General features: G+C 40.1%; 20 protein-coding genes. 18 read left to right on the forward strand and 2 right to left on the reverse strand.

The genetic code is table 11. The features are described from left to right. The first annotated feature begins 62 nt into the window (after positions 1-62). From ybaK to P20480_RS14270, 7 genes are all read left to right on the forward strand, one after another. Complete coding sequence (ybaK, locus tag P20480_RS14300; RefSeq protein WP_006791698.1) at positions 63-524, forward strand: Cys-tRNA(Pro) deacylase; 462 nt, start codon at positions 63-65, stop codon at positions 522-524. Positions 525-628: 104 nt separating this feature from the next. Beyond that, positions 629-1,033 carry a DUF1761 domain-containing protein gene (locus tag P20480_RS14295; protein ID WP_008127466.1) on the forward strand — a complete coding sequence of 135 codons (405 nt, stop codon included), beginning with the start codon at positions 629-631 and terminating at the stop codon, positions 1,031-1,033. 56 nt (positions 1,034-1,089) lie between these two features. Then, entirely contained in the window at positions 1,090-1,467 is a 378-nt protein-coding gene (locus tag P20480_RS14290; RefSeq protein WP_006791700.1) for a response regulator, read from the forward strand. A 110-nt stretch (positions 1,468-1,577) separates the two neighbouring features. Continuing rightward, positions 1,578-1,829, forward strand: a complete 252-nt coding sequence (locus tag P20480_RS19755; protein WP_008127468.1) for a hypothetical protein — start codon at positions 1,578-1,580, stop codon at positions 1,827-1,829. 151 nt (positions 1,830-1,980) lie between these two features. Beyond that, a complete protein-coding gene (locus tag P20480_RS14280; protein WP_008127470.1) occupies positions 1,981-2,244 on the forward strand; it encodes a CBU_0592 family membrane protein in 264 nt (87 codons plus the stop codon). 204 nt (positions 2,245-2,448) lie between these two features. After that, positions 2,449-3,915 (forward strand): SLC13 family permease, encoded by a 1,467-nt coding sequence (locus tag P20480_RS14275; RefSeq protein ID WP_033025038.1) that lies wholly within the window; start codon positions 2,449-2,451, stop codon positions 3,913-3,915. A 139-nt stretch (positions 3,916-4,054) separates the two neighbouring features. Then, entirely contained in the window at positions 4,055-5,473 is a 1,419-nt protein-coding gene (locus tag P20480_RS14270) for a coniferyl aldehyde dehydrogenase (RefSeq protein WP_008127473.1), read from the forward strand. Between the two features lie 68 nt (positions 5,474-5,541). Here P20480_RS14270 and P20480_RS14265 read toward each other — a convergent pair whose 3' ends face one another. Continuing rightward, positions 5,542-6,267: a tetratricopeptide repeat protein gene (locus P20480_RS14265; RefSeq protein WP_006791705.1), complete on the reverse strand. Its 726-nt coding sequence runs from the start codon at positions 6,265-6,267 to the stop codon at positions 5,542-5,544. A 399-nt stretch (positions 6,268-6,666) separates the two neighbouring features. Here P20480_RS14265 and P20480_RS14260 point away from each other — a divergent pair, with 399 nt between their 5' ends. From P20480_RS14260 to P20480_RS14230, 7 genes are all read left to right on the forward strand, one after another. Continuing rightward, the gene (locus P20480_RS14260; protein ID WP_008127475.1) at positions 6,667-7,527 is read left to right on the forward strand and encodes a DUF6279 family lipoprotein; all 861 of its coding nucleotides are present in this window, start codon (positions 6,667-6,669) and stop codon (positions 7,525-7,527) included. A gap of 167 nt (positions 7,528-7,694) precedes the next feature. Beyond that, on the forward strand, positions 7,695-8,714 hold the full coding sequence (locus tag P20480_RS14255) for an XdhC family protein (RefSeq protein WP_008127476.1): 1,020 nt from the start codon (positions 7,695-7,697) through the stop codon (positions 8,712-8,714). A gap of 3 nt (positions 8,715-8,717) precedes the next feature. Next, complete coding sequence (locus P20480_RS14250) at positions 8,718-9,317, forward strand: nucleotidyltransferase family protein (RefSeq protein ID WP_008127478.1); 600 nt, start codon at positions 8,718-8,720, stop codon at positions 9,315-9,317. 236 nt (positions 9,318-9,553) lie between these two features. Next, the gene (locus P20480_RS14245; RefSeq protein WP_008127481.1) at positions 9,554-10,042 is read left to right on the forward strand and encodes a (2Fe-2S)-binding protein; all 489 of its coding nucleotides are present in this window, start codon (positions 9,554-9,556) and stop codon (positions 10,040-10,042) included. A 12-nt stretch (positions 10,043-10,054) separates the two neighbouring features. Next, a complete protein-coding gene (locus P20480_RS14240) occupies positions 10,055-12,346 on the forward strand; it encodes a xanthine dehydrogenase family protein molybdopterin-binding subunit (RefSeq protein ID WP_008127483.1) in 2,292 nt (763 codons plus the stop codon). A 198-nt stretch (positions 12,347-12,544) separates the two neighbouring features. After that, positions 12,545-13,516 (forward strand): GTP 3',8-cyclase MoaA, encoded by a 972-nt coding sequence (gene moaA / locus P20480_RS14235; protein WP_008127485.1) that lies wholly within the window; start codon positions 12,545-12,547, stop codon positions 13,514-13,516. 105 nt (positions 13,517-13,621) lie between these two features. Beyond that, positions 13,622-14,656, forward strand: a complete 1,035-nt coding sequence (locus P20480_RS14230) for a GGDEF domain-containing protein (RefSeq protein ID WP_008127486.1) — start codon at positions 13,622-13,624, stop codon at positions 14,654-14,656. Here the strand turns inward: P20480_RS14230 and P20480_RS14225 are convergent. Next, a complete protein-coding gene (locus tag P20480_RS14225; RefSeq protein WP_033025041.1) occupies positions 14,653-15,591 on the reverse strand; it encodes a LysR family transcriptional regulator in 939 nt (312 codons plus the stop codon). The two genes, P20480_RS14230 and P20480_RS14225, sit on opposite strands and share 4 nt — an antisense overlap. 120 nt (positions 15,592-15,711) lie before the next feature. Between P20480_RS14225 and P20480_RS14220 the strand changes: the two genes are divergently transcribed. Genes P20480_RS14220 through P20480_RS14205 form a run of 4 tightly spaced genes read left to right on the forward strand, consistent with a single transcriptional unit; the run spans position 15,712 to position 22,487 of the window. Continuing rightward, complete coding sequence (locus P20480_RS14220) at positions 15,712-16,881, forward strand: efflux RND transporter periplasmic adaptor subunit (RefSeq protein ID WP_008127491.1); 1,170 nt, start codon at positions 15,712-15,714, stop codon at positions 16,879-16,881. Positions 16,882-16,891: 10 nt separating this feature from the next. After that, positions 16,892-20,044, forward strand: a complete 3,153-nt coding sequence (locus P20480_RS14215) for an efflux RND transporter permease subunit (protein ID WP_008127493.1) — start codon at positions 16,892-16,894, stop codon at positions 20,042-20,044. After that, complete coding sequence (locus tag P20480_RS14210; RefSeq protein ID WP_008127495.1) at positions 20,037-21,449, forward strand: TolC family protein; 1,413 nt, start codon at positions 20,037-20,039, stop codon at positions 21,447-21,449. The genes P20480_RS14215 and P20480_RS14210 overlap by 8 nt, the downstream gene beginning before the upstream one ends. A gap of 9 nt (positions 21,450-21,458) precedes the next feature. Further along, a complete protein-coding gene (locus P20480_RS14205) occupies positions 21,459-22,487 on the forward strand; it encodes a zinc-binding dehydrogenase (protein ID WP_008127497.1) in 1,029 nt (342 codons plus the stop codon). Positions 22,488-22,883: the final 396 nt, after the last annotated feature.

Below are 22,883 nucleotides of genomic sequence, written 5' to 3' on the forward strand. Positions count from 1 at the left end.
CTTTACAGCGCCGTTTTTTTTTGCTTTAAATTTGCTAACACCTCTAAAAAAGTGAGAACCCAATGACACCCGCTATCGCACTGCTCGAAAAACAAAAAATAAAGTTCGAAATACTAAGCTATGAGCACGATGCAAACAATGGTCACTATGGCTTAGAGGCAGTTGAAAAACTCAATTTAAATAGTGATCAAGTATTTAAAACACTTGTACTAGAAACGCATGAAGGTGAATTAATCGTTGCCATCACCCCCGTATCTCAACAAGTTAATCTTAAACAGCTTGCTAAAGTGGCAAAAACAAAAAAAATGGCCTTGGCCGCGCCTCAAAAAGTAAATGCAAGTACCGGTTATATACTTGGAGGAGTGAGCCCAATAGGACAAAAAAAACGTCTTAAAACATATATTCACAGTAGTGCTAGTGAGTTTGAAATTATATATGTCAGTGCCGGTAAGCGTGGGTTGGAGTTAAAGTTAGCCATAGACGATATAGCTGAGTTAACAAAAGCAACGTTTGCTGTGTTCTAATAGTTTGTTGGTATTTAAGTATCGATTACACTTTAGTATTTGCTGCATTAGTTAATATTAACTACATTAAAAAGACGTTACGATTCAGGAAATTTCAGTGTTGTATGAATTTTTCGGATATTAATTTTATTTCGGTACTGGTTGCTGCGCTTTCGTCTTTTACGTTAAGTAGTGTTTGGTATTCAAACTTATTATTTAGACAAGCTTGGCTTGAAAGTTGCGGCTTGACCGAGCTTGATTTGCAAAGTGCCAATAAAAAACGCATATGTGTTGGCACATTTTCATTTTCATTTTTGGCTGCATTTGTACTGTCGATATTTTTAGGTAATGAGTCGAGCTTGGGTTTGAGTGTAGGGACTGGTTTTGCTATTGGTTTATTTTGGGTGAGCAGCTCTTTGGGTTTAAGTTATCTTTATGAGCAGCGTCCAGTAAAACTTTTTTTGATAAACAGTGGTTACTATGTAAGCCAATTTTCGTTGATGGGATTAATTTTAGGCGGGTGGCCATAATTGATTTATAAACACAAAATTGTCTATCTTTTTATTTATTCAGGTAACTAAATAATATGAAAATACTTGTTGTTGATGATATACCACTGATGCGACATGTATTAATTAACATGCTTAGAAACCTAAACTATCTTGATATTGTTGAAGCGACCGATGGTATTCAGGCGTTCACACTGTTAAAAAAGCAGTCTTTTGATTTGGTCATCACTGATTTATATATGCCCAAAATGGACGGTAAAGATTTACTAAATAGAATAAGAAATGACGAACAGCTTACCTCAACCCCTGTCTTGATGGTGACATGCGAAGATAATTCTAAAACTATAAAAAATGTAATCGCAGCTAAAGTTTCAGGCATTATTGTTAAGCCCTTTAGCCTTAAATGCCTCGCTGATCACTTAAATCATGTTTTAGCTACTGCCAATAAGTCATGAACTGGGCGGTTAAAATATTTTCTAGTCACTACGGCTGTTTTAATTTACGGGCTACCTCATTAAACTTATCTTATTTAACCTTAAATATAATTATTAATTACGGAGGTGTTTTGGCACAACCAAACAAAAAAGGCCCTATAAAAACCGTTGATATTTTTTGCTCGTCATGCAAAACGCAACTTTTTAAATATCGCAAAGGGGGGAAGGGGGCGCTTGTTAAGTGTTTTAAAGAGCGTATATCTCAAGACTTCACAAAAATTCCGTGTATTTGCCCAAGTTGTGAGCGGGCTTTTGCAAGACCTGCTTTAATCCGCGGCGCACCTGCCTACAAAATGATAGGTGGAAAAGTTACATTTAAATAAGCTAAAAAATATATGCGGACATATGGCCTTGTTTGAAACTGCTTTGTTGCTATGATCGCCCGGTTTTGCTGTTTCAATGAATGAAAAATACCCTCCCCATGGAATGGGCCAGTTTTTTGGGTTATTTGAAAAATGGATAAAGGATAGTTTCGTGATAGCACTCTTATTTGACATCATCGGTATGACAGGCACATTTTTAGTTGTTGGCTCGTTTTTTCTACTTCAATTAGGTAAAACAACACCAACCAGCTTGACGTACAACATGATGAACCTAACAGGGGCGATTTTATTATTAATAAGCCTTTGTTATAACTTTAATCTAGCGAGCTTTGTGATAGAAATATTTTGGATAGCTGCTTCATTAATTGGTTTATATAAGTATATAAAAAATAGATCAGCATTAGCGACTAGTTAATTTTGATATGTTCGCCGTAGACCTCTTGTTTACGGCGTTTCTATAAATTCCCCTTCTTAATTTGTATGATGTCTTACACTTTTCACTCGTACTAAAGCTCTAAGCCTTTAACTCTATGCAAATTTAGTTATGGCTGATATCCATTTGACAAGTCCTTACTATCTTCTTTACTGTGTCGTCTGTTAAATAGCTTTTGGCGTGGTGATGGTAAGCAACCTAAACAATTCTAATCAAATACATCCTATTATACGAAGCGTGTGGCTTTGGCTTGGGCCCATAGTAATGTTGTTAACCTGTTTATTAGATCCACCAAATGGCCTATCTGATACAGCCTTTAAAACAGCAGGTTTAACATTTTGGATGGCCTCTTGGTGGGTGACTGAGGTTGTCCCTATTCCTGCAACTTCATTGTTACCGCTAGTAATAACGCCACTTGTAAATATTGCGCCTATCAAAATTACGGCAGCGCCTTATGCACACCCACTTATATTTTTATTTTTGGGTGGTTTTTTAATCTCAATAGCTATGGAACGTTGGGGGTTACATAAACGAATTGCGTTAACCACTATGTTATATGCGGGTAAAAAACCGAGCTTACAAATTTTAGCAATGATGTTAGTAACAGCATTTTTATCTATGTGGATGTCAAACACGGCTACAACGGTGATGATGTTACCTATCGCGTTATCAATTATTCATTTAGTGAGTCACTCTGATTCTGGTGAAGATGGATTTGCAAAAGCATTACTTCTATCAATTGCCTATGGTGCCAGCATTGGTGGTATTGCTACGTTAATAGGAACACCGCCTAACGCGCTTATGGCAGCATACTTATCTGAAAGTTACCAAATTGAAATAGGCTTTGGGCAATGGATGATGATAGGTGTGCCTTTAGCAATTGTTATGTTACTGGTGTGTTGGATATGGCTTACTAAATTCAGCTATAAAGTTGATAAAAATGCAGAAAACATTAAAGACAGTAAGGCTATGTTTGTAAATGAACTTGCTGAACTCGGTGCGTTGCAACGGGCTGAAAAAGGCGTGTTTTCAGTATTTGTACTAGCCGCGTTATGTTGGGTTTTTAGACCGCTATTAGCTGATTTGTCGGGTCTTAGCATTTCAGACACTGCTATTGCTATTACAGCAGCCTTGTTGTTATTTGTTTTGCCAGCTAAGAAGGGCAGTGACGAGCGAATTTTAGATTGGCAAAGTACATCTAAAGTGCCATGGGGCGTATTGTTATTATTTGGCGGTGGTTTATCGTTAGCATCACAGATTAAATCTTCTGGTTTAGCGCAATACATTGCACAAATGATAGAAGGGGCGAGTGCTATTCCGTTAGTTATGGGCATAGTGGTTGTTGTAGCGCTTATCACCTTTTTAACCGAAATCACGAGTAATACAGCTACTGCGGCGGGCTTTTTGCCGTTATTAGGCCCAGTTTCTGAAAGTATTTTTGGCTCGCCTTTAGTGTGGGTTATTCCTGCTGCTATAGCATGCAGTTGTGCGTTTATGATGCCAGTTGCTACACCACCAAATGCCATTGTATTTGGCTCGGGAAAAATTAAAATTCGCGATATGATCAGAGCAGGTTTTGCACTTAACCTAGTCGCTATCGTATTAATTACACTTGTAACAATAACGCTCGCAAAAACAGTATTTAATTTTTAAAAATTGAGTCGGTTTGTATCTTAAACAAAGCGACTCTTAATCACTATGTGTGTGGTTGTAATAGGTAAATTAGTGTTATTGCTCGAAAAACAGATCAAGGTTATAGTCGACAATAACATTAAAAGTCGAGTAATCTATTTTGACAACAGACACAGCACAAATAGCCTCTTTATCAGCGCACTTTACTAGTTTACAAAATGCGTTTTTAGATAATCCTTATCCTTCTATTCATTCTCGAATTGCCATTTTAAAAAAATTACGTTCGCGCATTGTAGAGCTAGAAGAAGAACTTATCAGTGCAGTATCTAAAGACTTTGGCTACCGGACTGCGTTTGATACCTTACTTGGTGATATTTTGCCTACCGTGCAAGGGCTTTCGCACATTATTAAAAAATTACCTAAATGGTCAAAGCCTAGTAAACGTTCTGTGGGGCTTAGCTTATGGCCGTCTAAAGTGAGTGTTACCTATCAGCCTAAAGGCGTGGTAGGTGTTATCGCACCGTGGAATTACCCAATACAGCTAGCGGTTGTGCCAGTGATCACCGCTATCGCAGCCGGTAATAAAGTAATGTTAAAACTCAGCGAATTTACACCACATACTAATGCCGTATTAGAAAAGCTTTTTGATGACAAAATGAGTCAGCATGTATGTGTGGTCCAAGGCGGCAGCAACGTTGCCAGCGAATTTTCGTCTCTTCCTTTTGCGCACTTATTATTTACCGGCTCTACTGGGGTTGGCAAATTAGTAATGAAAGCAGCCAGTAAAAACTTAACTCCCGTTACTTTAGAGCTTGGTGGCAAGTCACCAGTGATTATTACCGAGCAAGCTGATGTTGCAAAAGCAGCACACGCACTGTTATTCGGGAAAATGGCAAATGCCGGGCAAATTTGTGTCGCGCCAGACTATGTATTTGTGCCTAAAACCCTAGAAAGCCAGCTTATTAAACAGTTATGTGAGCTTTATAAAAAGCATTTTAAGCAGGGTGTTGAAGGTAAAAACTTAACCTCTATTATTAGTGACTCACATTATGCGCGTCTAGCCGGATACTTAGTGCAAGCACAAGAACTTGGGGCAAATGTCATTAAGCCACTTGAACAAAATCAACAAGATGCAGATAAACATCGTATGGGTCTGCATTTAGTAACGAATGTGACCGACGACATGCAACTTATGCAAGATGAACTATTTGGGCCTATATTGCCAATTAAGAGTTATGGGAAGTTAGATGACGTTCTCGATTATATTAAACAGCATCCAAATCCGCTTGCTTTATATATTTTAGGCCAAGATAAAGAGGCACAAGAGTACCTTATTAAACAAACACTTAGTGGCACCGTTGCGGTTAACGACACTTTAGTACAAGTCACTGCTGACGACGCGCCATTTGGTGGGGTGGGTCATTCAGGTATGGGGCACTATCACGGTAAGGAAGGGTTTTTAACGTTTAGTCACGCTAAAAATACACTCGTTTCTGGTTCTTTTAACCCGCGCATAGGGTTGTTACTTAAGCAAAGTAAAATACTAACCAGATTGCTAAAGTGGTTATATATTAAGTAAAACAAGCCAAAAAAAGCTGAACTAAGTATGCGCAATGATACTAAGTCCAGCTTTATTTTTTGCTTAACCTAAAATAGACGTCCTTCACCTGCGTAGGTACCTGCAAGGATTTTAGTGTAAATTGCATCAGCTTTTTCTTTTGCTTCTTCAATTTCTTTAGGTAGCATTGAACGCTCATCTAACTTTCGACTATGGCTTGCTTGCATGTTGCCATTGTATTCGGCAATTGTATTCCATATGTATGACTTCTCAAGGTTTTTAGGCATTCCTAGCCCTTCAAAGTACATAAGCGCTAAATTAAATTGCGCTAAAGAATAGTTATTCCCAGCGGCTTTTTCGTACCATGTTTTAGCAAGTTTGTAGTCGTGACTAACACCATCACCATTTGAATACATCACGCCTAAGTTAAACTGTGCGGCAGGCATGTTTTTTTTGGCTGCTTTTTCGAATAGAGATAAAGCCATTTGTTTGTCTAACTTAACGCCTTTGCCTTCGTCGTATAATACCGCTAATGCAAACATTGAGTCTGCGTGATTCTTTTTTACGCCTTTTTTGTATAGATCGGCTGCTTTGTAATAATCGCGTGTAACGCCGTGGCCTTCTTCGTATAATTTAGCAAGCTCGTAAATGCCAGGTGCAAACCCCTTGTCGGCAAGGTATTCAAATTCTTTTAAAGCGAATTCAAAGCGACCTTCGTTCGCCGCAATAATACCTTCTTCAAGGGTTGCATTCGCAAAAGGGCTCGCAATTAAAGCACCCGTAAGTAATAACGTTTTTAAATTAAACTGTGACATAGCGATGTCTCCAAAAAGTAATCGTTTCACTGTGAGTTAAATAAAACCATTTTATTTGCAACACTATTGCACTTGCAGCTATTTAAGGGCGTATAACGTTGCTATATTTTAGGTTTATTTTATTACTACAAACAAACTAGCGTGCATTTAAGTTTAGATAAACTCTGTTTGTGATTATAGCTCAAATCGGGGGCGTTTTTTCTAACACGTTCGATTTTATAAGCGTAAGATACAGATATAACAGAAAATTTAAAAGAAATAACTATGTCAAAGCATGGCGAAAAGTTGCTAATTATAAACTTTTGACTGTTATGCTATTTAAGGTAGCGAGTTCACGTTACGTAGGTTCATTATGTAAGTGCTTAGCTAAGTGAAGCGTTTATATTTGCAGAGGTGAAAATGTTAAAAACAATAAAAAATAAGTTGTCACATATAACTATTGCGTTAAGCGTACTGCTATTAACGAGTTGTTCTGCCTCGTTTACATATAATAATTTAACTTGGTTATCGTCATTTTGGGTTGATGATTACGTTGATTTAAACAAACAACAGAACAAGCAATTAAAAGAGATTATTAACACCACACAGCAATGGCATCGCGATACACAGTTGCCAGCATACAAGCAAGATATTGAAAATTTAAAGTCGCTGTTTAATCAAAATCTAAATCATGCTCAATTAAAAGAGCAGGTAGTATTTGCTAGGGCCCACTGGAAAAATCTTCTTGAGCATGCGCATTTTTCGCTTGCGCAATTAGGGTATACGCTCTCTACAGTACAGCGCGATGAATTTATACAAAATATTCAAGATCAAATTAACGAAGATCGTGAGCAATACAACGAACAATCTAGTAAAGAGCGCAAAACTAAACGCCTAGAAAACCAGTTAAACTACTACTCAGATTGGCTGGGTAAGCTCACTGACCAGCAAAAGCAACTTATTACAGACGCAAACAACAAGCATACGGAGTCAGGCGGGCTGTGGCTCGATTATAAACAAACTCGATTAGATGCAGCAAAATCAATAATGGTTGATGGAACACTCTCTGAAGATGAGTTTGTAACTAAATTAAGCTATGTAATAAAAGAGCGTGAAGCCTTTATGAGCGAAAAGCAATTAGCCATAAATGCCAGCAACCTTGATTTATATGTTAATTTATTAATAGAACTAGCCCCGACATTGAATAAAAAACAGCGCGAAAGTGTTAATGATGAATTTGACAGCCTAATTGAAACCCTCAACGATTTAATGGAACCATAAAATTTAAACCTTTACATTGAGTAAGAAAATTTCATTTATATAATATAAATATGATCTTACTAAGTAGGCTCAACGTAGGTTAAACGTTTTTAAAATTAGTCAGTTATTTACAGCTAAATTTTATAGGCTACGAAAATACATAAATAATGGATTCTAACGGCACTTATATGGTAACTGATTTAAAAAGCATGCTTGCAACGTGGCACCCTTTACGAGACGAACAGCAATGGGTTTTGGCTACATTGTATAAAATTGAAGGCTCGAGCTACCGTAAGCTAGGCGCCATGATGCTTATTTCTAGCTTAGGGCAGCGATTGGGTATGCTCTCCGGTGGGTGCTTAGAGGCAGATATTCAGCGCCACGCCAAACAAGTAATGACCTCCCTTACGTCAAAAACGATTACGTATGATGCCACCGATGAAGATGACTTAACTTTTCAGTTAGGTATTGGCTGTGGTGGTGTTGTCCATATTGTTTTACAGCCAGTTAATAGCGCCAATAAATACCTAAATCTCGATTTTGTTTTTAATGCTCTTAAAGAAAAAGTGTCAGGTTATTATTTACAACCAGTGCAACCTCTTTGTGCGTTGGGGCAGGGCGTTTTTTCAAAACGTAATGTTTCTGATGGTCTTTCTGTTAATCGTAAAGCACAAATCATTGAAAAAAATAATCAGCATTGGCTACAAGTGGCCGTATACCCAGCCCCACATATTTTAATTGTGGGTGGCGGTGCCGACGCTGTTGCCGTTTATTCTATGGCTAAGCAGCTGGGTTGGGTTGTGACTGTGTGGGATCCCCGCGCGGCTAATGCTAAAAGGCAATATTTTCAGCAGGCAGATGCAATTTTACGTTGTCCGCCTCAAGAGCTAACCCAATATTGCGAAAAGCAAAAGGTGGATGCGAGCATATTAATGGCCCACAGTGTTGAGCTTGATGCAAATGCACTTTATGCGTTGAACCAGTCTAATTTAAAATATATGGGGCTGCTGGGTCCTAAGCACCGACGAGCACAAGTTTTTGAGCAAGCTAATATAGCTATACAAGAGGTTAAAGCGCCTGTTTTTGGGCCTGTAGGGCTTAACTTAGGTGGCGACTCGCCAGAGAGTATTGCATTGTCACTTATTAGTGAAATACACGCCGTGCTTTCTAATAAAGATGCTACATCCCTAAGCAATTGGGGTCAGTGAAGTATGCGCATAGCAAAAGTGTTGTTAGCCGCAGGACAGTCGTCTCGTTTTGATGGATGCAAATTAATAGCAAATGTGGGCAATAATAAAACTATGATTGCGCGTGCAGTTGACGTTTTACAGCAGTTAGACGCGGGTGCCGTCTATGTTGTTTCAGGCGCCTGGCATAACGAAATTACTCAAGCGCTAAAGCACTACAATAATGTCGAAATTATCTGTAATTTAGATTGGCAGCAAGGGTTAGGTAAATCAATCGCGCTTGCAGCTAATCAGTTAAGGCATAGTGACGGTTGGGATGGCATTTTATTTATGCTAGCCGATCAGGTTGAATTGGAGGCGTGCGATATTCAGCAGTTAGTCACTCGTTTTCAGAATAACCCCACTCGATGGTGTGCTAACTATGGAGAACGATTAGGTGTGCCGGCAATTTTTCCTCATGATGATTTTGATTTACTCACCACTTTGTCGAATGACAAAGGCGCTCAACATCTACTTCGTGAATCCGGCGGTATTGTAAACTGCGTTTTACTAAATAAGGCAAGCGCAGACATAGATACCGTTGAGCAGTTAAATTGTTATACCGCTAAACAGGCGCTAAATTAAATAATTAAAACTTTAGGCAATAAATCAACCTCAAACAGAGGTTCAGCTTAAATAAAAAAACAAACTAAACTTTAATTGAACATGTTTATATAAATACATACTGCGCAGGGCATAAAGTTGCGCATCCAACTTAAGAGCAATGTCGAGGATCAAGTTGCTTTAATTTTAATGGTATTACCAACTGCTCAGCACAAATCGCAGTGCAGTTGATTGAGAGCTAATTCAAGGGGCGGGTTATGGTAACGTTTACAATTAATGGCAAAGTGATTGAATCACAAGCAAGTGAAGATACACCACTGCTATGGGTTATTCGCGATGAAATAGGGTTAAAGGGCACTAAGTTTGGTTGTGGCATAGCAATGTGTGGTGCGTGTACAGTGCATTTAGATGGACAGGCTACACGTTCATGTGTATTACCCGTAGGAGCTGTAGCTGGTAAAAACATTACCACTATTGAAGGTCTCAATAACGAACACCCGCTTCAAAAAGCATGGGTTGAAGAGCAAGTACCGCAATGTGGTTATTGTCAGTCTGGGCAGATTATGCAAGCGGCAACATTACTTGCAGACAATCCGTCGCCAACAGACGAAGAAATTGTCAATCATATGAATGGTAACTACTGCCGCTGTATGGCGTACAAACGTATAAAGTCGGCAATACAACGTGCGGCCGATGAGTCACAAAGTGCAGTACAGATGTTTAACCCAAATGAGCAAGACGTTTAATCGGAGCGGATAATGAAAAAATTATTTCAAAAAAACAGCGAAACCGTCAACTTAAATCGTCGTTCATTTATGATTGGCAGTGCTAGTGCGGGCTTGGTAATGGCATTTGCGCCTGCGTTACTTTCAGGTTCTTTAAGCGCCAAAGAATCAATTTCACAACAGGCGTTTTCACCCACTATTTGGTGGACAATGGATACCAATGGTGGGGTAGAGGTTAGCATTGCAAAGGCTGAAATGGGCCAACACATTGGCACTGCTTTAGCACGAATAGTGGCCGACGAGTTAGAGTGTGATTGGGATAAAGTATCAATTACTTACGTAGACACCCATGAGAAATGGGGATATATGGTTACAGGTGGTTCGTGGTCAGTATTTCAAAGTTTTAAACCGCTATCGCAAGCGGGTGCCGCAGGTCGCTTAGCCCTTATTGATGCCGGGGCTAAAATGCTAGGGGTTAAACCAGAGCAATGTATTGCACAAAAAGGGCAAATTGTTGCTGGTGGTCAATCGGTAAGTTACGCTGATATTGTACAAAAAGGTGAATTTAATCTTACCTTTACAAGTGAAGAAGTTGCAAAGCTTCCTTTAAAACCAGCCAATAAACGTCATTTAACCGGCTTAAACCAAGATTTTAAAGCATTAGATATACCCGCTAAAACAAACGGAACAGCAGTGTATGGCATTGATGTTGAAATAGAAGGTATGGTGTATGCGCGTCCGGTTATTCCTCCGACACGTTATGGTAGTAAAGTAACAAGCGTTGATGACAGTGGCGCAAAAGCAATTAAAGGTTATCGCGGTTTTGAAATATTAAACGATCCTAGTAATACCGTTGAGGGATGGGTTGTTGTACTGGCTGACAATTATCACAGTGCTATTAAAGCGGTTGATGCGTTAAATGTAAGCTACCAGGTAGGCAAAACGGCCAACGTCTCCGAGGCAGATATTCAGGCGCAGGGTAAAAAATTATGTGACGATAGCGCATCCGGTACTTTATTTGTAGATGAAGGCAATACGCCTCAGGTTTTGGCCGATGCAAAAAACACATTTGATGCAACTTACACCACGGCGACAGCGAGTCACTACCAATTAGAGCCACTTAACGCCATAGCTGAATTTAAAAACGGTAACTGGATTGTACATACGGGTAACCAATGGCAATCACTCACGTTACCAGCTTTAGCCAAAGCCCTCGATATAGAGCAAAATAAAGTCATTATTCGTCCTTACTATTTGGGTGGTGGCTTTGGACGTCGTTTATTTGGTGATTGGACAGTCCCTGCTGCATTAACGGCAAAAGCAATAGGTAAACCGGTTAAGCTTGTATTTACCCGTGAAGATGACAGTTTATTTGATCAGTCTCGCTCAGCGTCTACGGCTAAATTAACCGCTTCGTTCGGTGAAAAGGGAGAGCTTAGCGCATTAGAGCATGCGTTTGCTGCAGGCTGGCCAACTAAAGCAATGGCGCCAGGTTTTTTGGCTCCTGGTGTTGATGGTAATGGTAAATTTGATTCGTTTTCTGCCTCAGGTGCTGATCACTGGTATAGCATGAGTAACCATCGTGCTCGTGCTATCAATAACGAGTTAGCACAAAGCACTTTTACGCCAGGTTGGTTACGTTCAGTTGGACCGGGTTGGATTGTATGGAGCCTTGAGTCTTTTATAGACGAAATAGCGCACAAGCAAGGTATTGATCCTGTTAAGTTTCGTTTATCAATGCTTGACGGTAAAGGAAAACAAGCGGGTAAAGCACCTGAAAGTGTTGGTGGCGCGCGCCGTTTACATGATGTACTTAAAAAAGTGTCAGACAAAGTTAGCTCAATAAAGCTTAACGAAAACGAGGGCATTGGTTTTTCGGTTAGTTCAGGGCAAGAGCGCCACATGCCAGCATGGATTGGCACTGCAGCCCATGTTCACGTTAACAAAAGCGATGGTAAAATCACCCTTAAAAAGTTATACGCTGTTGTTGACGCCGGTTTAATTGTACATCCTGATGGTGCGATGGCTCAATTAGAAGGGTCATTATTATGGGGAGCGAGTATGGCCTTACATGAGTCCAACTCTTATGAAAATGGTCAAGTAGCTGCTACAAACTTTAATACTTACCTTCCAATGAGAATGCAAGATGTACCCGAAATGGACATTGAGTTTGTGCAAAGTGATGAGTTTCCTGTAGGGTTAGGGGAGCCAGGTGTTATTGGCGTTGCGCCAGCAATTGGCAATGCCATATACAATGCAGTAGGTGTACGTTTACGTGACTTACCAATGAAACCAAGTGCAGTTGTAAAAGGTTTAAAAGCCTAAATAAACACCAAAAGCGTGTAAACCTTAAATTTACACGCTTTTGCAGTGCGAGTTATTAGGCTCATATTAGATTAAATACATAAGGCCTTTATTTTATATTAATAAAGCCAAAATCCGTGTGTTAACCTACAACCATAACAAAAGCATAACCTGTAATACTCACAGGCCCAGTCAAACAAAGTAAAGTGAAGGTTTTTTATGCTCATCGACCCAGCAGGGCGAAAATTTAGTTACTTACGTTTATCGATTACCGATGTGTGTAACTTTAAATGTGTTTATTGTTTACCAGATGGCTACCAATGTGGCCATGACAGAGAATTCCTTTCACTGAATGAAATTAGCAATACTATTAGCGCTTTTGCGCATCATGGTATTACCAAGCTACGTATTACTGGCGGTGAACCCACCCTTAGAAAAGATTTCATAGATGTTATTCGTGTGGCAAAAGATACGTCGGGCATTACAAAAATAGCCGCTACAACAAACGGCTTTTCAATGCATAAGCACATTAACAATTGGGTAGATGCAGGGCTTAATGCGATTAATGTGAGTATTGATACACTTGATCCAAGAATGTTTAATACTATTACCGGTCACGATAAATTTAATACCGTGATGAAAGGCATAGACGCCGCGTTAGAAAGCGGTATTGAATCGGTAAAAATAAACAGCGTGTTAATGAAGCAATATAATGGTCAAGAGCTCGACACATTTTTAGCGTATTTAAAGCATCGCCCAGTCACTATGCGCTTTATTGAACTAATGCAGACTAACGACAATAAGGCGTTTTTTGATAAAAATCACGTATCCGGCCAGTCAATTAAAGTACGATTACGTGCAGCGGGGTGGCAACCTGTCATTAGAAGCATTACAGACGGTCCTGCTCAGGAGTTTTATCACCCTGACTACCAAGGGCGTATTGGCTTAATAATGCCCTACAGTAATGATTTTTGTAGTTCGTGTAACAGGCTGAGAGTGTCTTCTTTGGGTAAATTACACCTTTGTTTGTTTTCAGAGCAAGGTATTTCATTACGAGAGCACATGAATGAAAACTCAAACCAAGCACTTATAAACCAGCTATCTCGCTATATTAAAACTAAAAAACCAACTCATTTGCTACATCAGGGCGAAACAGGTGTAACAACTAACCTTTCAATGCTGGGTGGTTAGCGGTTAAAAATGCCACAATGTGGTGTAATAACGCTCGGTTACACTTGTTATATATTTATTACAGGGTAGAATAATTCCTTAGTTCGACGTTATTGAGTTAATTGAATGGATATCACCGCTCTAAATAGTACTAAAGCATTAAGAAAGCACGTTCTTGTATGGATGTGTTTGTTTTTTGGTTCTGTGTCATTATTTTTTAGCGCATTAAACGTATTCAGTGGTGTCTATTTGCTCGGCTTTTTAGAGTTCTGTTTTTCAATTTATTGCCTGTATACCATTCATCATTTAAGTAAGCATGCATTGCGGTTTTGGCAGTCTGTTGTAATGTGTGTATTGGTTTGTATTATAGTTTTGTACGCCAATTATATATCAGAACCTAAATATGGCTTATTTGTATGGTCATTCGCTTTGCCTGTATTGTGTTACTTATTAATGGGAAAGCGATACGGAATTTTCTTCTCAGGTACTGTCCTCTTTATTCAATCACTGACTTTATTAAGTAAATCTTCGCCTGATCCTATAGTAAATTTAAATATGGCGATTAACTTACTATTGGCTTATGTCAGTATTTGGACTGTTTCGCATATTTTTGAGGGAAGCCGCGCGCTTTCATCCAAACGTTTAAAAAACCTAGCACTACTTGATCCATTAACTGGCGCAGGTAACCGGTTATCAATGAACCACTATTTTGAAGTAGAGCTGGTTGATAAAACAAATACCTATTTATTTTTACTCGACTTAGATTACTTCAAACAAATAAATGACAAATTTGGCCATGATGTAGGCGATAAAGTACTTACTGAAATTGCAACGCTTTTAAGAATAACCTTAGCAAAGGGGTACGTGTTTAGGGTTGGCGGTGAGGAGTTTGCCGTTATTCATTCTTTTAATAGCAAAGACGAAGCCTTATTTGCAGCTGAAAAGTTAAGAGAAGCTGTTGAAAAAACACCGTTTAATATTGAGGGGCATGCAATTAAACTTACTATCAGTATTGGTGTAGCTGACTATCAAGCTAACCCCTCGCTTGAATCTATTTTCATTGCGGCTGATAAACAGCTTTACAAAGCAAAACGCTTAGGTCGAAATAAAGTATATGCAAGTTCAAAAGAGCAATTAAAGCAAATAGAAGTACCTGCTTAATACATTTTTTCAAAGTTTGGGATGCCGCGTTCCCAAATTGGTTTATCTTTTCCTAAATATTCGCGCACTGCATCAAAAAATAACCGTGTACGTACAGGTAAATCTCTGTGCGGATAAACAGCATACATAGCACTGTAATCCATTAACTTCACATCCGTTAATATAGGAATTAATTTACCCTCAGTAATTTCGTCACCGATTATAAATGCCGGTGCTACAAAATAAGCGGTGCCAGATATGGCCTTCATTAGCAGTGCTTCAGCGTCGTTGGCGCGATATACACTTTTTATTTTTTGCTCACATGGCTCACCCGAGCTATTGTAATAATCCACTGTTTCAACTCTCATAGAGTTGCTCGCATAACTTGCCGCAGGCAAATCTGCTAGTTCTTCCATGGAGGATGGCATACCATACGTGCTGATAAATTCGGGGGCGGCAACAATTAATAAGCGATTTCGTGCAATTTTTCTTGCAATGAGTGATGAATCTTTTGGCTCCCCAATACGAAATGCTAAATCGAACCCTTCAGATACAATATCTACTAATCTGTCATCAAGCCTTAATTCAACTTCAACCTGAGGAAAGCGCTTTTGAAAGTCATTGAGTACAGGTTGTAAGTAGCGCCTACCAATGAGTGTTGATGAAGTAATTTTGAGGACGCCACGAGGCTCCAAGTGGTAGTTTTCGGCCATGCGCACGGTTTCGCCAAGCAACTCTCTGAGCTCACCGGCTTTTTTTATCATTTCTGCACCCGCGGCAGTGAGTGAAAATGAGCGAGTAGTGCGGTTTAGCAATCTAACCCCTAGCTCATCTTCTAAACGACTAATTTGTTTAGAGATCACAGAGCGATCGATATTACGTAATTCGGCAGCTTTAGCAAAAGAGCCTTGCTCAACCACTTCAAGCAACATTAAAAGCCGACTTGTCGTATCCATAAAACCACCAAAACAATACAATTGATGCCATTTTGGCATTAATGAATTTAAAAATCTATGGTTTTTGTCAGCAGGTATAACCCGTAGTATGCGTTCTTAATCAATTAAAGGAGCGTCTTCATGAAAAAACACCTTATCGCTGCTGCATTTGCAGGCGCATTTTTAACACTTGCTGGTTGTGCTGATGAAAGCACACCGCCTTCGGCTCAAGCACAATTTCTTCAACCTATAGATGTTGCTAACGTACTTGTTAAACCAGTACAAAGCTGGCACACCTACACAACTCGCTTAGAGTCACCGCAAGAAGTTGCACTTATGCCACGAGTATCTGGTGTTATAGAACAAATTACGTTTAATGAAGGCGACCTTGTTAAAAAAGGCGATGTATTATTTAAGCTTGATGACCGTCCGTTTGCGGCGGTTGTTGCTAGTTTAAAAGCCCAAGTTAGCAGTGCACAAGCTGCGCTTGAGCAAGCAAAAAGCGAAGCTAAACGCGCTGAGCGCTTAACTGAACGTAAAGCAATTTCAACTGAGCAAGCAGAGTCACGTACCTCTGTATTACGCCAACGCGAAGCTCAACTTGCTGCATTACAAGCACAGCTAACATCAGCTGAACTTGATTTAGAATTTACAGCCATTGTGTCACCTATCGACGGTGTGATCTCGCGTGCCAATATCACGAAAGGTAACAACATCATTGCAGGGCAAAGCGTGCTTACCAGCATTGTTTCTAACGAAAAAATGTACGCCTATTTTGATGTGGACGAACGCACTTGGAATAGCGATTTTAGTAACGTGACCTCAAAAAGTCGCCAAGCCGTTGTAATGCAAAAAGTAGGCGAACGCGATTTTGCTTACAAAGGCTACATTAACTTTATTGATAATCAAATTAACTCATCAACAGGTACGCTGCGTGTGCGTGCTGTATTTGATCAGGATAACAGCCAATTACGTGCAGGGTCGTTTGCGCGTATTAAGCTTGCTGCTAATTCAGTGACAGAGCAGATAATTGTGCCAGACAGAGCAATAGGAACTGATTTAAAAAACCGCTTTGTTTTGACTGTGGGTGAAAACAATGTGCTGCAGTACAAATTAGTTACAGTGGGTGAGCGTTATGGCTCTCTTCGTGCTATCACCTCAGGTCTTTCAGAGGGCGATGTAATAGCCGTAAATGGCCCTGCTCGTGTTGGACCAGGTATGCCTGTGGCACCGAACACAGTAACCATTGATAGCAGTGATGTTGCGTTCACCATGAACAATGACGATTCAAGCTTAGTCGCAAAGCAATAAGGTTTTTTAGATGAAATTTTCACACTTTTTTATACAGCGACCCATTTTTGCGGCCATGCTGTCTTTGGTTATATTAATTGCTGGTGGTATTTCGTTATTCCAACTGCCGGTAAGTGAATACCCAGAAGTCGTGCCTCCTACCGTAGTTGTAACAGCAAGCTACCCAGGAGCTAACCCAACGGTAATAGCGCAGACGGTAGCAACGCCGTTAGAGCAAGAAATTAATGGTACAGAAAACATGCTGTATATGTTTTCTCAAGCAACCAGTGATGGTCGTATGACGCTGACGGTTACATTTGCACTGGGTACTGATTTAGATCGCGCCCAAGTACAAGTACAAAACCGTGTAAACAGCGCCTTGCCACGTTTACCTGAAGAGGTGCAACGTTTAGGTGTGGTGGCTGAAAAATCGTCGCCCGATTTAACCATGGTGGTGCACTTGTACTCACCAGAAAAATCGCACGATACCGCGTATTTGTCTAACTATGCAGACCTCTATATTAAAGACGAAATAGCACGTTTACCGGGTGTGGGTGATTTGCGTTTATTTGGCGCAGGTAAATACGCCATGCGTGTATGGTTAAACCCAGATGCGCTAGCAGCACGCGAGCTAACCGCAACCGATGTAATAACAGCACTTCGTTCACAAAACCAACAAGTAGCAGCAGGTAGCTTGGGTGCACAGCCGGTTTCTAACGACAGTCAATTTCAAGTACTGTTAAATGTAAAAGGGCGTTTAAACAGTATTGAAGAGTTTGAACAAGTAATTATTAAAGTGGGCGATGAAGGCCAAATAACACGCCTTACTGATATTGCCCGCGTAGAGCTTGGTCAAGACAGCTATTCTTTGCGTGCTGAGCTTGACTCACAACCTGCACTTGCAATGCCTATATTTCAACGCCCAGGGTCTAATGCCATTGAGCTTTCGGACCAAGTACGCGAAACCATGGCGCGTTTATCAAAAGACTTTCCTGAAGGTGTAGAATACGACATAGTTTATGACCCGACTGTATTTGTTCGTGGCTCTATTGATGCTGTTATTGCCACGTTGCTTGAAGCAATTGTACTAGTAGTGATTGTTGTCATTGTGTTTTTACAAACATGGCGTGCATCTATTATTCCACTTATTGCTGTGCCTATTTCACTCATTGGTACGTTTGCGGTAATGCAGTGGTTAGGCGTATCTATTAACACCTTGTCGCTGTTTGGTTTAGTACTTGCCATTGGTATTGTGGTGGACGACGCCATAGTTGTAGTTGAAAATGTTGAGCGTAACATTGAACAAGGGTTGTCGCCGCTTGAGGCAACACGTGTTGCTATGAGCGAAGTAACAGGGCCTATTATTGCCATTGCACTCGTATTATGTGCTGTGTTTATTCCTACGGCATTTATTACCGGACTTTCAGGGCAATTTTATAAGCAATTCGCCTTAACAATTACTATTTCAACGGTGATTTCAGCAATTAACTCGTTAACGCTGTCGCCAGCATTAGCGGCACTGTTGTTAAAGTCTCACGATACTAAGCCAGATGCATTCACACGTTTGTTAAATAAACTATTTGGCCGCTGGTTATTTAAACCCTTTAACCGTGTATTTGACCGAGGCGCAAAAGGCTACGAAAAATTAGTTAAAAAACTAATTCGTATGAGCTTTATTGTAATGATCGGTTATGTTGCCCTAGTAGGTGGAACCATTAAGCTGTTTGATGCAGTACCTGGTGGGTTTATTCCACAACAAGACAAACAGTACTTAGTTGCCATTGCACAACTACCTGATGCAGCAAGCCTTGACCGTACTGAGGATGTTCTTAGACAAATGCAACAAATTGCACTTGAAGTACCAGGTGTTGCTAATACGGTTGCGTTTCCAGGTTTATCAGTAAATGGCTTTACCAACAGCCCTAACAGCGGGATTGTGTTTACCCCGTTAGATGCATTTGAAGATAGAACCGATCCGAGTAAATCGGCCATGGCTATAGCCGCGCAGTTAAATCAACGGTTTGCAGCAATTGACGAAGCGTTTGTTGCAGTATTTCCACCGCCGCCAATTCAAGGCTTAGGTACTACAGGTGGCTTTAAACTTCAAATTGAAGACAGAGCAAACAAAGGTTTTGAAGCGTTATTTAACAGCCTACAAACAGTGATTGGCAAAGCGCAACAAGATCCAGCATTAATGGGGCTTTACTCAAGCTTTAGAATTCAAGTTCCACAAATGGATATTGATATTGACCGTGAACAAGCGTTAATTCAAGGCATTCCGCTTGACGAAGTATTTAATGCTTTACAAATATACTTGGGTTCTGTGTATGTAAACGATTTTAATATGTTTGGCCGAACGTACCAAGTAAATGCGCAAGCTGATGCTGATTATCGCCTAGACCCTGATCAAATTCTTAACCTCAAAGTAAGAAATCGTGAAGGTAACATGGTGCCATTAGGCTCAATCCTAACGGTTACGCCAACAATTGGCCCAGACCGTGTAATGCACTACAACGGTTACCCAAGCGCAGAGCTTAACGGCAGTCCTGCACCTGGTTTTAGTTCTGACCAAGCTCAACTGGCAATTGAGGCTATTTTGGCCGACAACTTACCCAGTGGTATTGAGTACGAATGGACTGAAGTAACGTACCAACAAGTATTAGCAGGCAACACTATGGTGTATGTGTTCCCATTAGTTGTGTTACTTGTGTTTATGGTATTGGCTGCACAATATGAAAGCTTACGCTTACCATTGGCAATTATTTTAATTGTTCCAATGACAATATTTTCAGCATTACTTGGTGTTTGGTTTGTAGGTTCAGACAACAATATATTTACGCAAATAGCGCTTATTGTGCTGGTGGCCTTGGCCTCTAAAAATGCGATATTAATGGTTGAATTTGCAAAAGATAAAAACGATACAGGCTTATCGCATATTGATGCAATATTAGCGGCATGTCGTATGCGTTTACGCCCAATACTTATGACATCAATCGCCTTTACAGCGGGTGTTATACCCCTCGTACTAGCAACGGGTGCAGGGGCTGAAATGCGCCATGCAATGGGTAATGCCGTGTTCTCTGGGATGATTGGTGTAACCGTGTTTGGTTTATTGTTTACCCCGGTGTTTTACATGCTTGTTGTAAAGAAAAAAGGTAACACACAGGAGTTATCAAATGACTAATCAAATAGCAAAGCGGTTTAAAACACAGTTAACCGTAGCTTCTGTATTAATGGTCACGCTCATATCTGGCTGTGCAAGTAAGGTTGACGTGCTTGACGAGCAAAAAACAATTAACGAATTTGTTGCCAGTGCTGCAGTTGCTGACCAACTAAGTGGTGCAGATGAAACTAACTGGTGGCACGCGCTTAAGTCTGAGCAGCTAAACCAATTAGTATCAGATGCACTCGCTAAAAACTACGACCTAAAAACAAGTCAGCTTTTACTAAAAAGTGCATTAGCTAGGCTGGGCGAGCAAAAAGCACAATATTTACCGCAAGGTGGTGTTGAGTTAGGCGCTCAAAGAAGCGGCTTAGCAGATACAAACTCACGCCAATCAAGTGCTAACTTTGCACTTAATTGGCAGCTTGATTTATTTGGCCGAGTGACTGCTTTAGTTGATGCCGCAAATGCATCGGCTATGAGCCAAGCAGAGCAAGTTCGTTTACTCCAAATTGAAGTTGTTTCAGCGGTTGTTAAAGGGTTTGTTAGCTATCAAGGCAATGCTGAAAAACAGCGCATTATTAGCTTACAAATACAAGCGCTTGAGCAAAGTATTGATGTGTTACAAGCGCGGGTTGATGAAGGTGTTGCAAGTGAGCTTGATTTAAACCGCACCCTAGCGCAATTACGCCAGCAACAAGCGTTAATTCCTGCCATTGAGTTTGCAAAGTACAGTGATTTATCAACGCTTGCTGTTCTTACAGGGCGTTTAACTCAAAATATTGAATTAACAAATGAACTGAGTGTGTTACGCAATAAATTTGACGTAACACTTAGTAAGCCAAATGCCGCTATTGCACTGAGGCCAGATATTAGCCGTGCAATTTATGACTTTAGCCAAGCCAATAGTTTAAGTGTGGCAGCCAGTAAAGCTTTATTACCTGATGTAAGCCTAAGTGGCTTTGCAGGTGTGTTAAGTCTAGGTAGTAATGGCTTTAGCGATACACAGCAGCAATGGCAAATTGCGCCTAAGTTGCAATGGTCAATCTTAAGCTATCCTGCTCTTTTAGCACAACGAGACGCACAACAGTTTTTAAGTGAAGCCGCTTACAGCGATTATCAAAACGTGGTGCTTAAAGCACTTAGTGAAAGTGAGCTTTCGTTGCAGGGTTTAGTTAATCAGGCACAGCAAAAACGTTTTGCAGATGAACGTTATGACTTTGCTAATAAAGCATTTTTACAAGCAGAAGCCATGTATGAAGAAGGCCAAATCCCTTATCTAGAGTTGTTAGATGCGCGGCAGGATGTTTTAATAGCACAAGAAAATGCAGTTGAAACAACCATTTTATCGTTACTTGCTAAGGTCAATGCGTACCAATCATTTAATGGGCAATGGAGCTATGCACTAAGTAACACAAATAAGTAGAGTTTAACGATGTCTGATACTGATATTTTAACGCAAAATACTATACCGCACACAATGCGTGCCATTGTATTGGAAAAACCGAATGATCAAATAAATTTAGCTGACATTGAGTTACCTGTTCCTGAGTGTTCAGATAACGAGCTACTGATAAAAGTAGAATATGTTGGTTTAAATCCCGTTGATGGGCATTTTGCAAAATCAGGTTTTTGTCAGTGGCAGTACCCTCATATTTTGGGGCTTGATGCGGTAGGTGTTGTAGTAAAAGCAAGTAAAGGGATTTTTCCTAATGTTGGCGAGCGAGTCATGTGGCACGCCAACGTAGGTGGGCAAGGGGTACTGAGTGAATACACAAAAGTGCCTAATTTTGCAGTGTCTATTGTACCGCAAGAGTTAAACCCAGCGGTTGCTGCTGTGCTGCCTTGCGCCGGAATGGCAGCACTAATTAGCTTAGATAAAATTAGTATCACCGAAGGGCAAACTGTTTTTATTGAAGGTGGAGCAGGTGCAGTGGGGCAGTTTGCTATTCAGTACGCTAAACAGCGTGGCGCTGATGTATTTGCAACAGCCTCTAAGAAAAACCATAAACTCGTAAAACAGCTTGGCGCGGATGTTGTGTTTGACTACAACGATAAAAAGTTGTGTGAAAAAATTAGTAGAGAGCTAGGGCCGCAAGGGTTTGATGCAGTAATCGATACCGTGGGTGGTGAGTCGACAGCGCGTAATATCGAACTCATGCGTTTTTGCGGAAAAATAGCGTGTTTAAATCCATTACCTTGTTTTGAACAAGATCTAATGTACCGGCGCGCGCCAAATATAAGTGTTGTGTCGCTTGGTGGTGCATGGCTCGCTAATAGTTTATGTGCGCAGCAACGCTTGAGCTTTATGGGTAATTTATTACTCGAAGGCGCCACCAATGGTGATATTAAAGCACCGAGCTTAACGCCTGTTGAGTTTAACGCAAACGCTGTATCTAATGCCTTAAACACGCAGCTCGCGGGTGGTTTTACAGGAAAGCATGTCGTAAAAATAGGCTGTTAAAAAACTCTGATTAATACAAAACGCAGCCTGTTTAAGCTGCGTTTTTTTATGCCTTTTTTAGGTGTCATTCACTTATTATTTTTTATACATTTACACTAATAAGCAAAAGCATTTTAAAAAACTTGAGTGGCCATAAATCACGTATTTAACGTGTCAACTTACCCTGTTCAATACAATAAATCAGGCTTAAATTTAAAAATTAAAACAGTCTGTATTTAAAAAAACACCCTAATTCATTACCCGCTTTGCAGATTATTTGCTTTTTGGTGCCTTTGCACGGCGTTTTATCCATCAATCTTAAAAAATTTATCATTTTCAGCGTACAGGTGTAAGCCTTTGTGTTTCAACAGTTTACGTTCGAGTAAAGAAAATAAATTGAAAAAACTGTTAATTAAT

The sequence above is a fragment of the Pseudoalteromonas sp. BSi20480 genome (assembly GCF_000241365.1).
GTDB classification, from domain to species: domain Bacteria; phylum Pseudomonadota; class Gammaproteobacteria; order Enterobacterales; family Alteromonadaceae; genus Pseudoalteromonas; species Pseudoalteromonas marina.

Coding starts and splice junctions, on each gene's coding strand:
- ybaK (WP_006791698.1), top strand. CDS start 63: ATGACACCCGCTATCGCACTGCTCGAAAAACAAAAAATAAAGTTCGAA.
- P20480_RS14215 (WP_008127493.1), top strand. CDS start 16,892: ATGAAATTTTCACACTTTTTTATACAGCGACCCATTTTTGCGGCCATG.
- P20480_RS14265 (WP_006791705.1), bottom strand. CDS start 6,267: ATGTCACAGTTTAATTTAAAAACGTTATTACTTACGGGTGCTTTAATT.
- P20480_RS14275 (WP_033025038.1), top strand. CDS start 2,449: ATGGTAAGCAACCTAAACAATTCTAATCAAATACATCCTATTATACGA.
- P20480_RS14205 (WP_008127497.1), top strand. CDS start 21,459: ATGTCTGATACTGATATTTTAACGCAAAATACTATACCGCACACAATG.
- moaA (WP_008127485.1), top strand. CDS start 12,545: ATGCTCATCGACCCAGCAGGGCGAAAATTTAGTTACTTACGTTTATCG.
- P20480_RS14230 (WP_008127486.1), top strand. CDS start 13,622: ATGGATATCACCGCTCTAAATAGTACTAAAGCATTAAGAAAGCACGTT.
- P20480_RS14245 (WP_008127481.1), top strand. CDS start 9,554: ATGGTAACGTTTACAATTAATGGCAAAGTGATTGAATCACAAGCAAGT.
- P20480_RS14250 (WP_008127478.1), top strand. CDS start 8,718: ATGCGCATAGCAAAAGTGTTGTTAGCCGCAGGACAGTCGTCTCGTTTT.
- P20480_RS14220 (WP_008127491.1), top strand. CDS start 15,712: ATGAAAAAACACCTTATCGCTGCTGCATTTGCAGGCGCATTTTTAACA.
- P20480_RS14295 (WP_008127466.1), top strand. CDS start 629: ATGAATTTTTCGGATATTAATTTTATTTCGGTACTGGTTGCTGCGCTT.
- P20480_RS14225 (WP_033025041.1), bottom strand. CDS start 15,591: ATGGATACGACAAGTCGGCTTTTAATGTTGCTTGAAGTGGTTGAGCAA.
- P20480_RS14255 (WP_008127476.1), top strand. CDS start 7,695: ATGGTAACTGATTTAAAAAGCATGCTTGCAACGTGGCACCCTTTACGA.
- P20480_RS14290 (WP_006791700.1), top strand. CDS start 1,090: ATGAAAATACTTGTTGTTGATGATATACCACTGATGCGACATGTATTA.
- P20480_RS14260 (WP_008127475.1), top strand. CDS start 6,667: ATGTTAAAAACAATAAAAAATAAGTTGTCACATATAACTATTGCGTTA.
- P20480_RS14210 (WP_008127495.1), top strand. CDS start 20,037: ATGACTAATCAAATAGCAAAGCGGTTTAAAACACAGTTAACCGTAGCT.
- P20480_RS14240 (WP_008127483.1), top strand. CDS start 10,055: ATGAAAAAATTATTTCAAAAAAACAGCGAAACCGTCAACTTAAATCGT.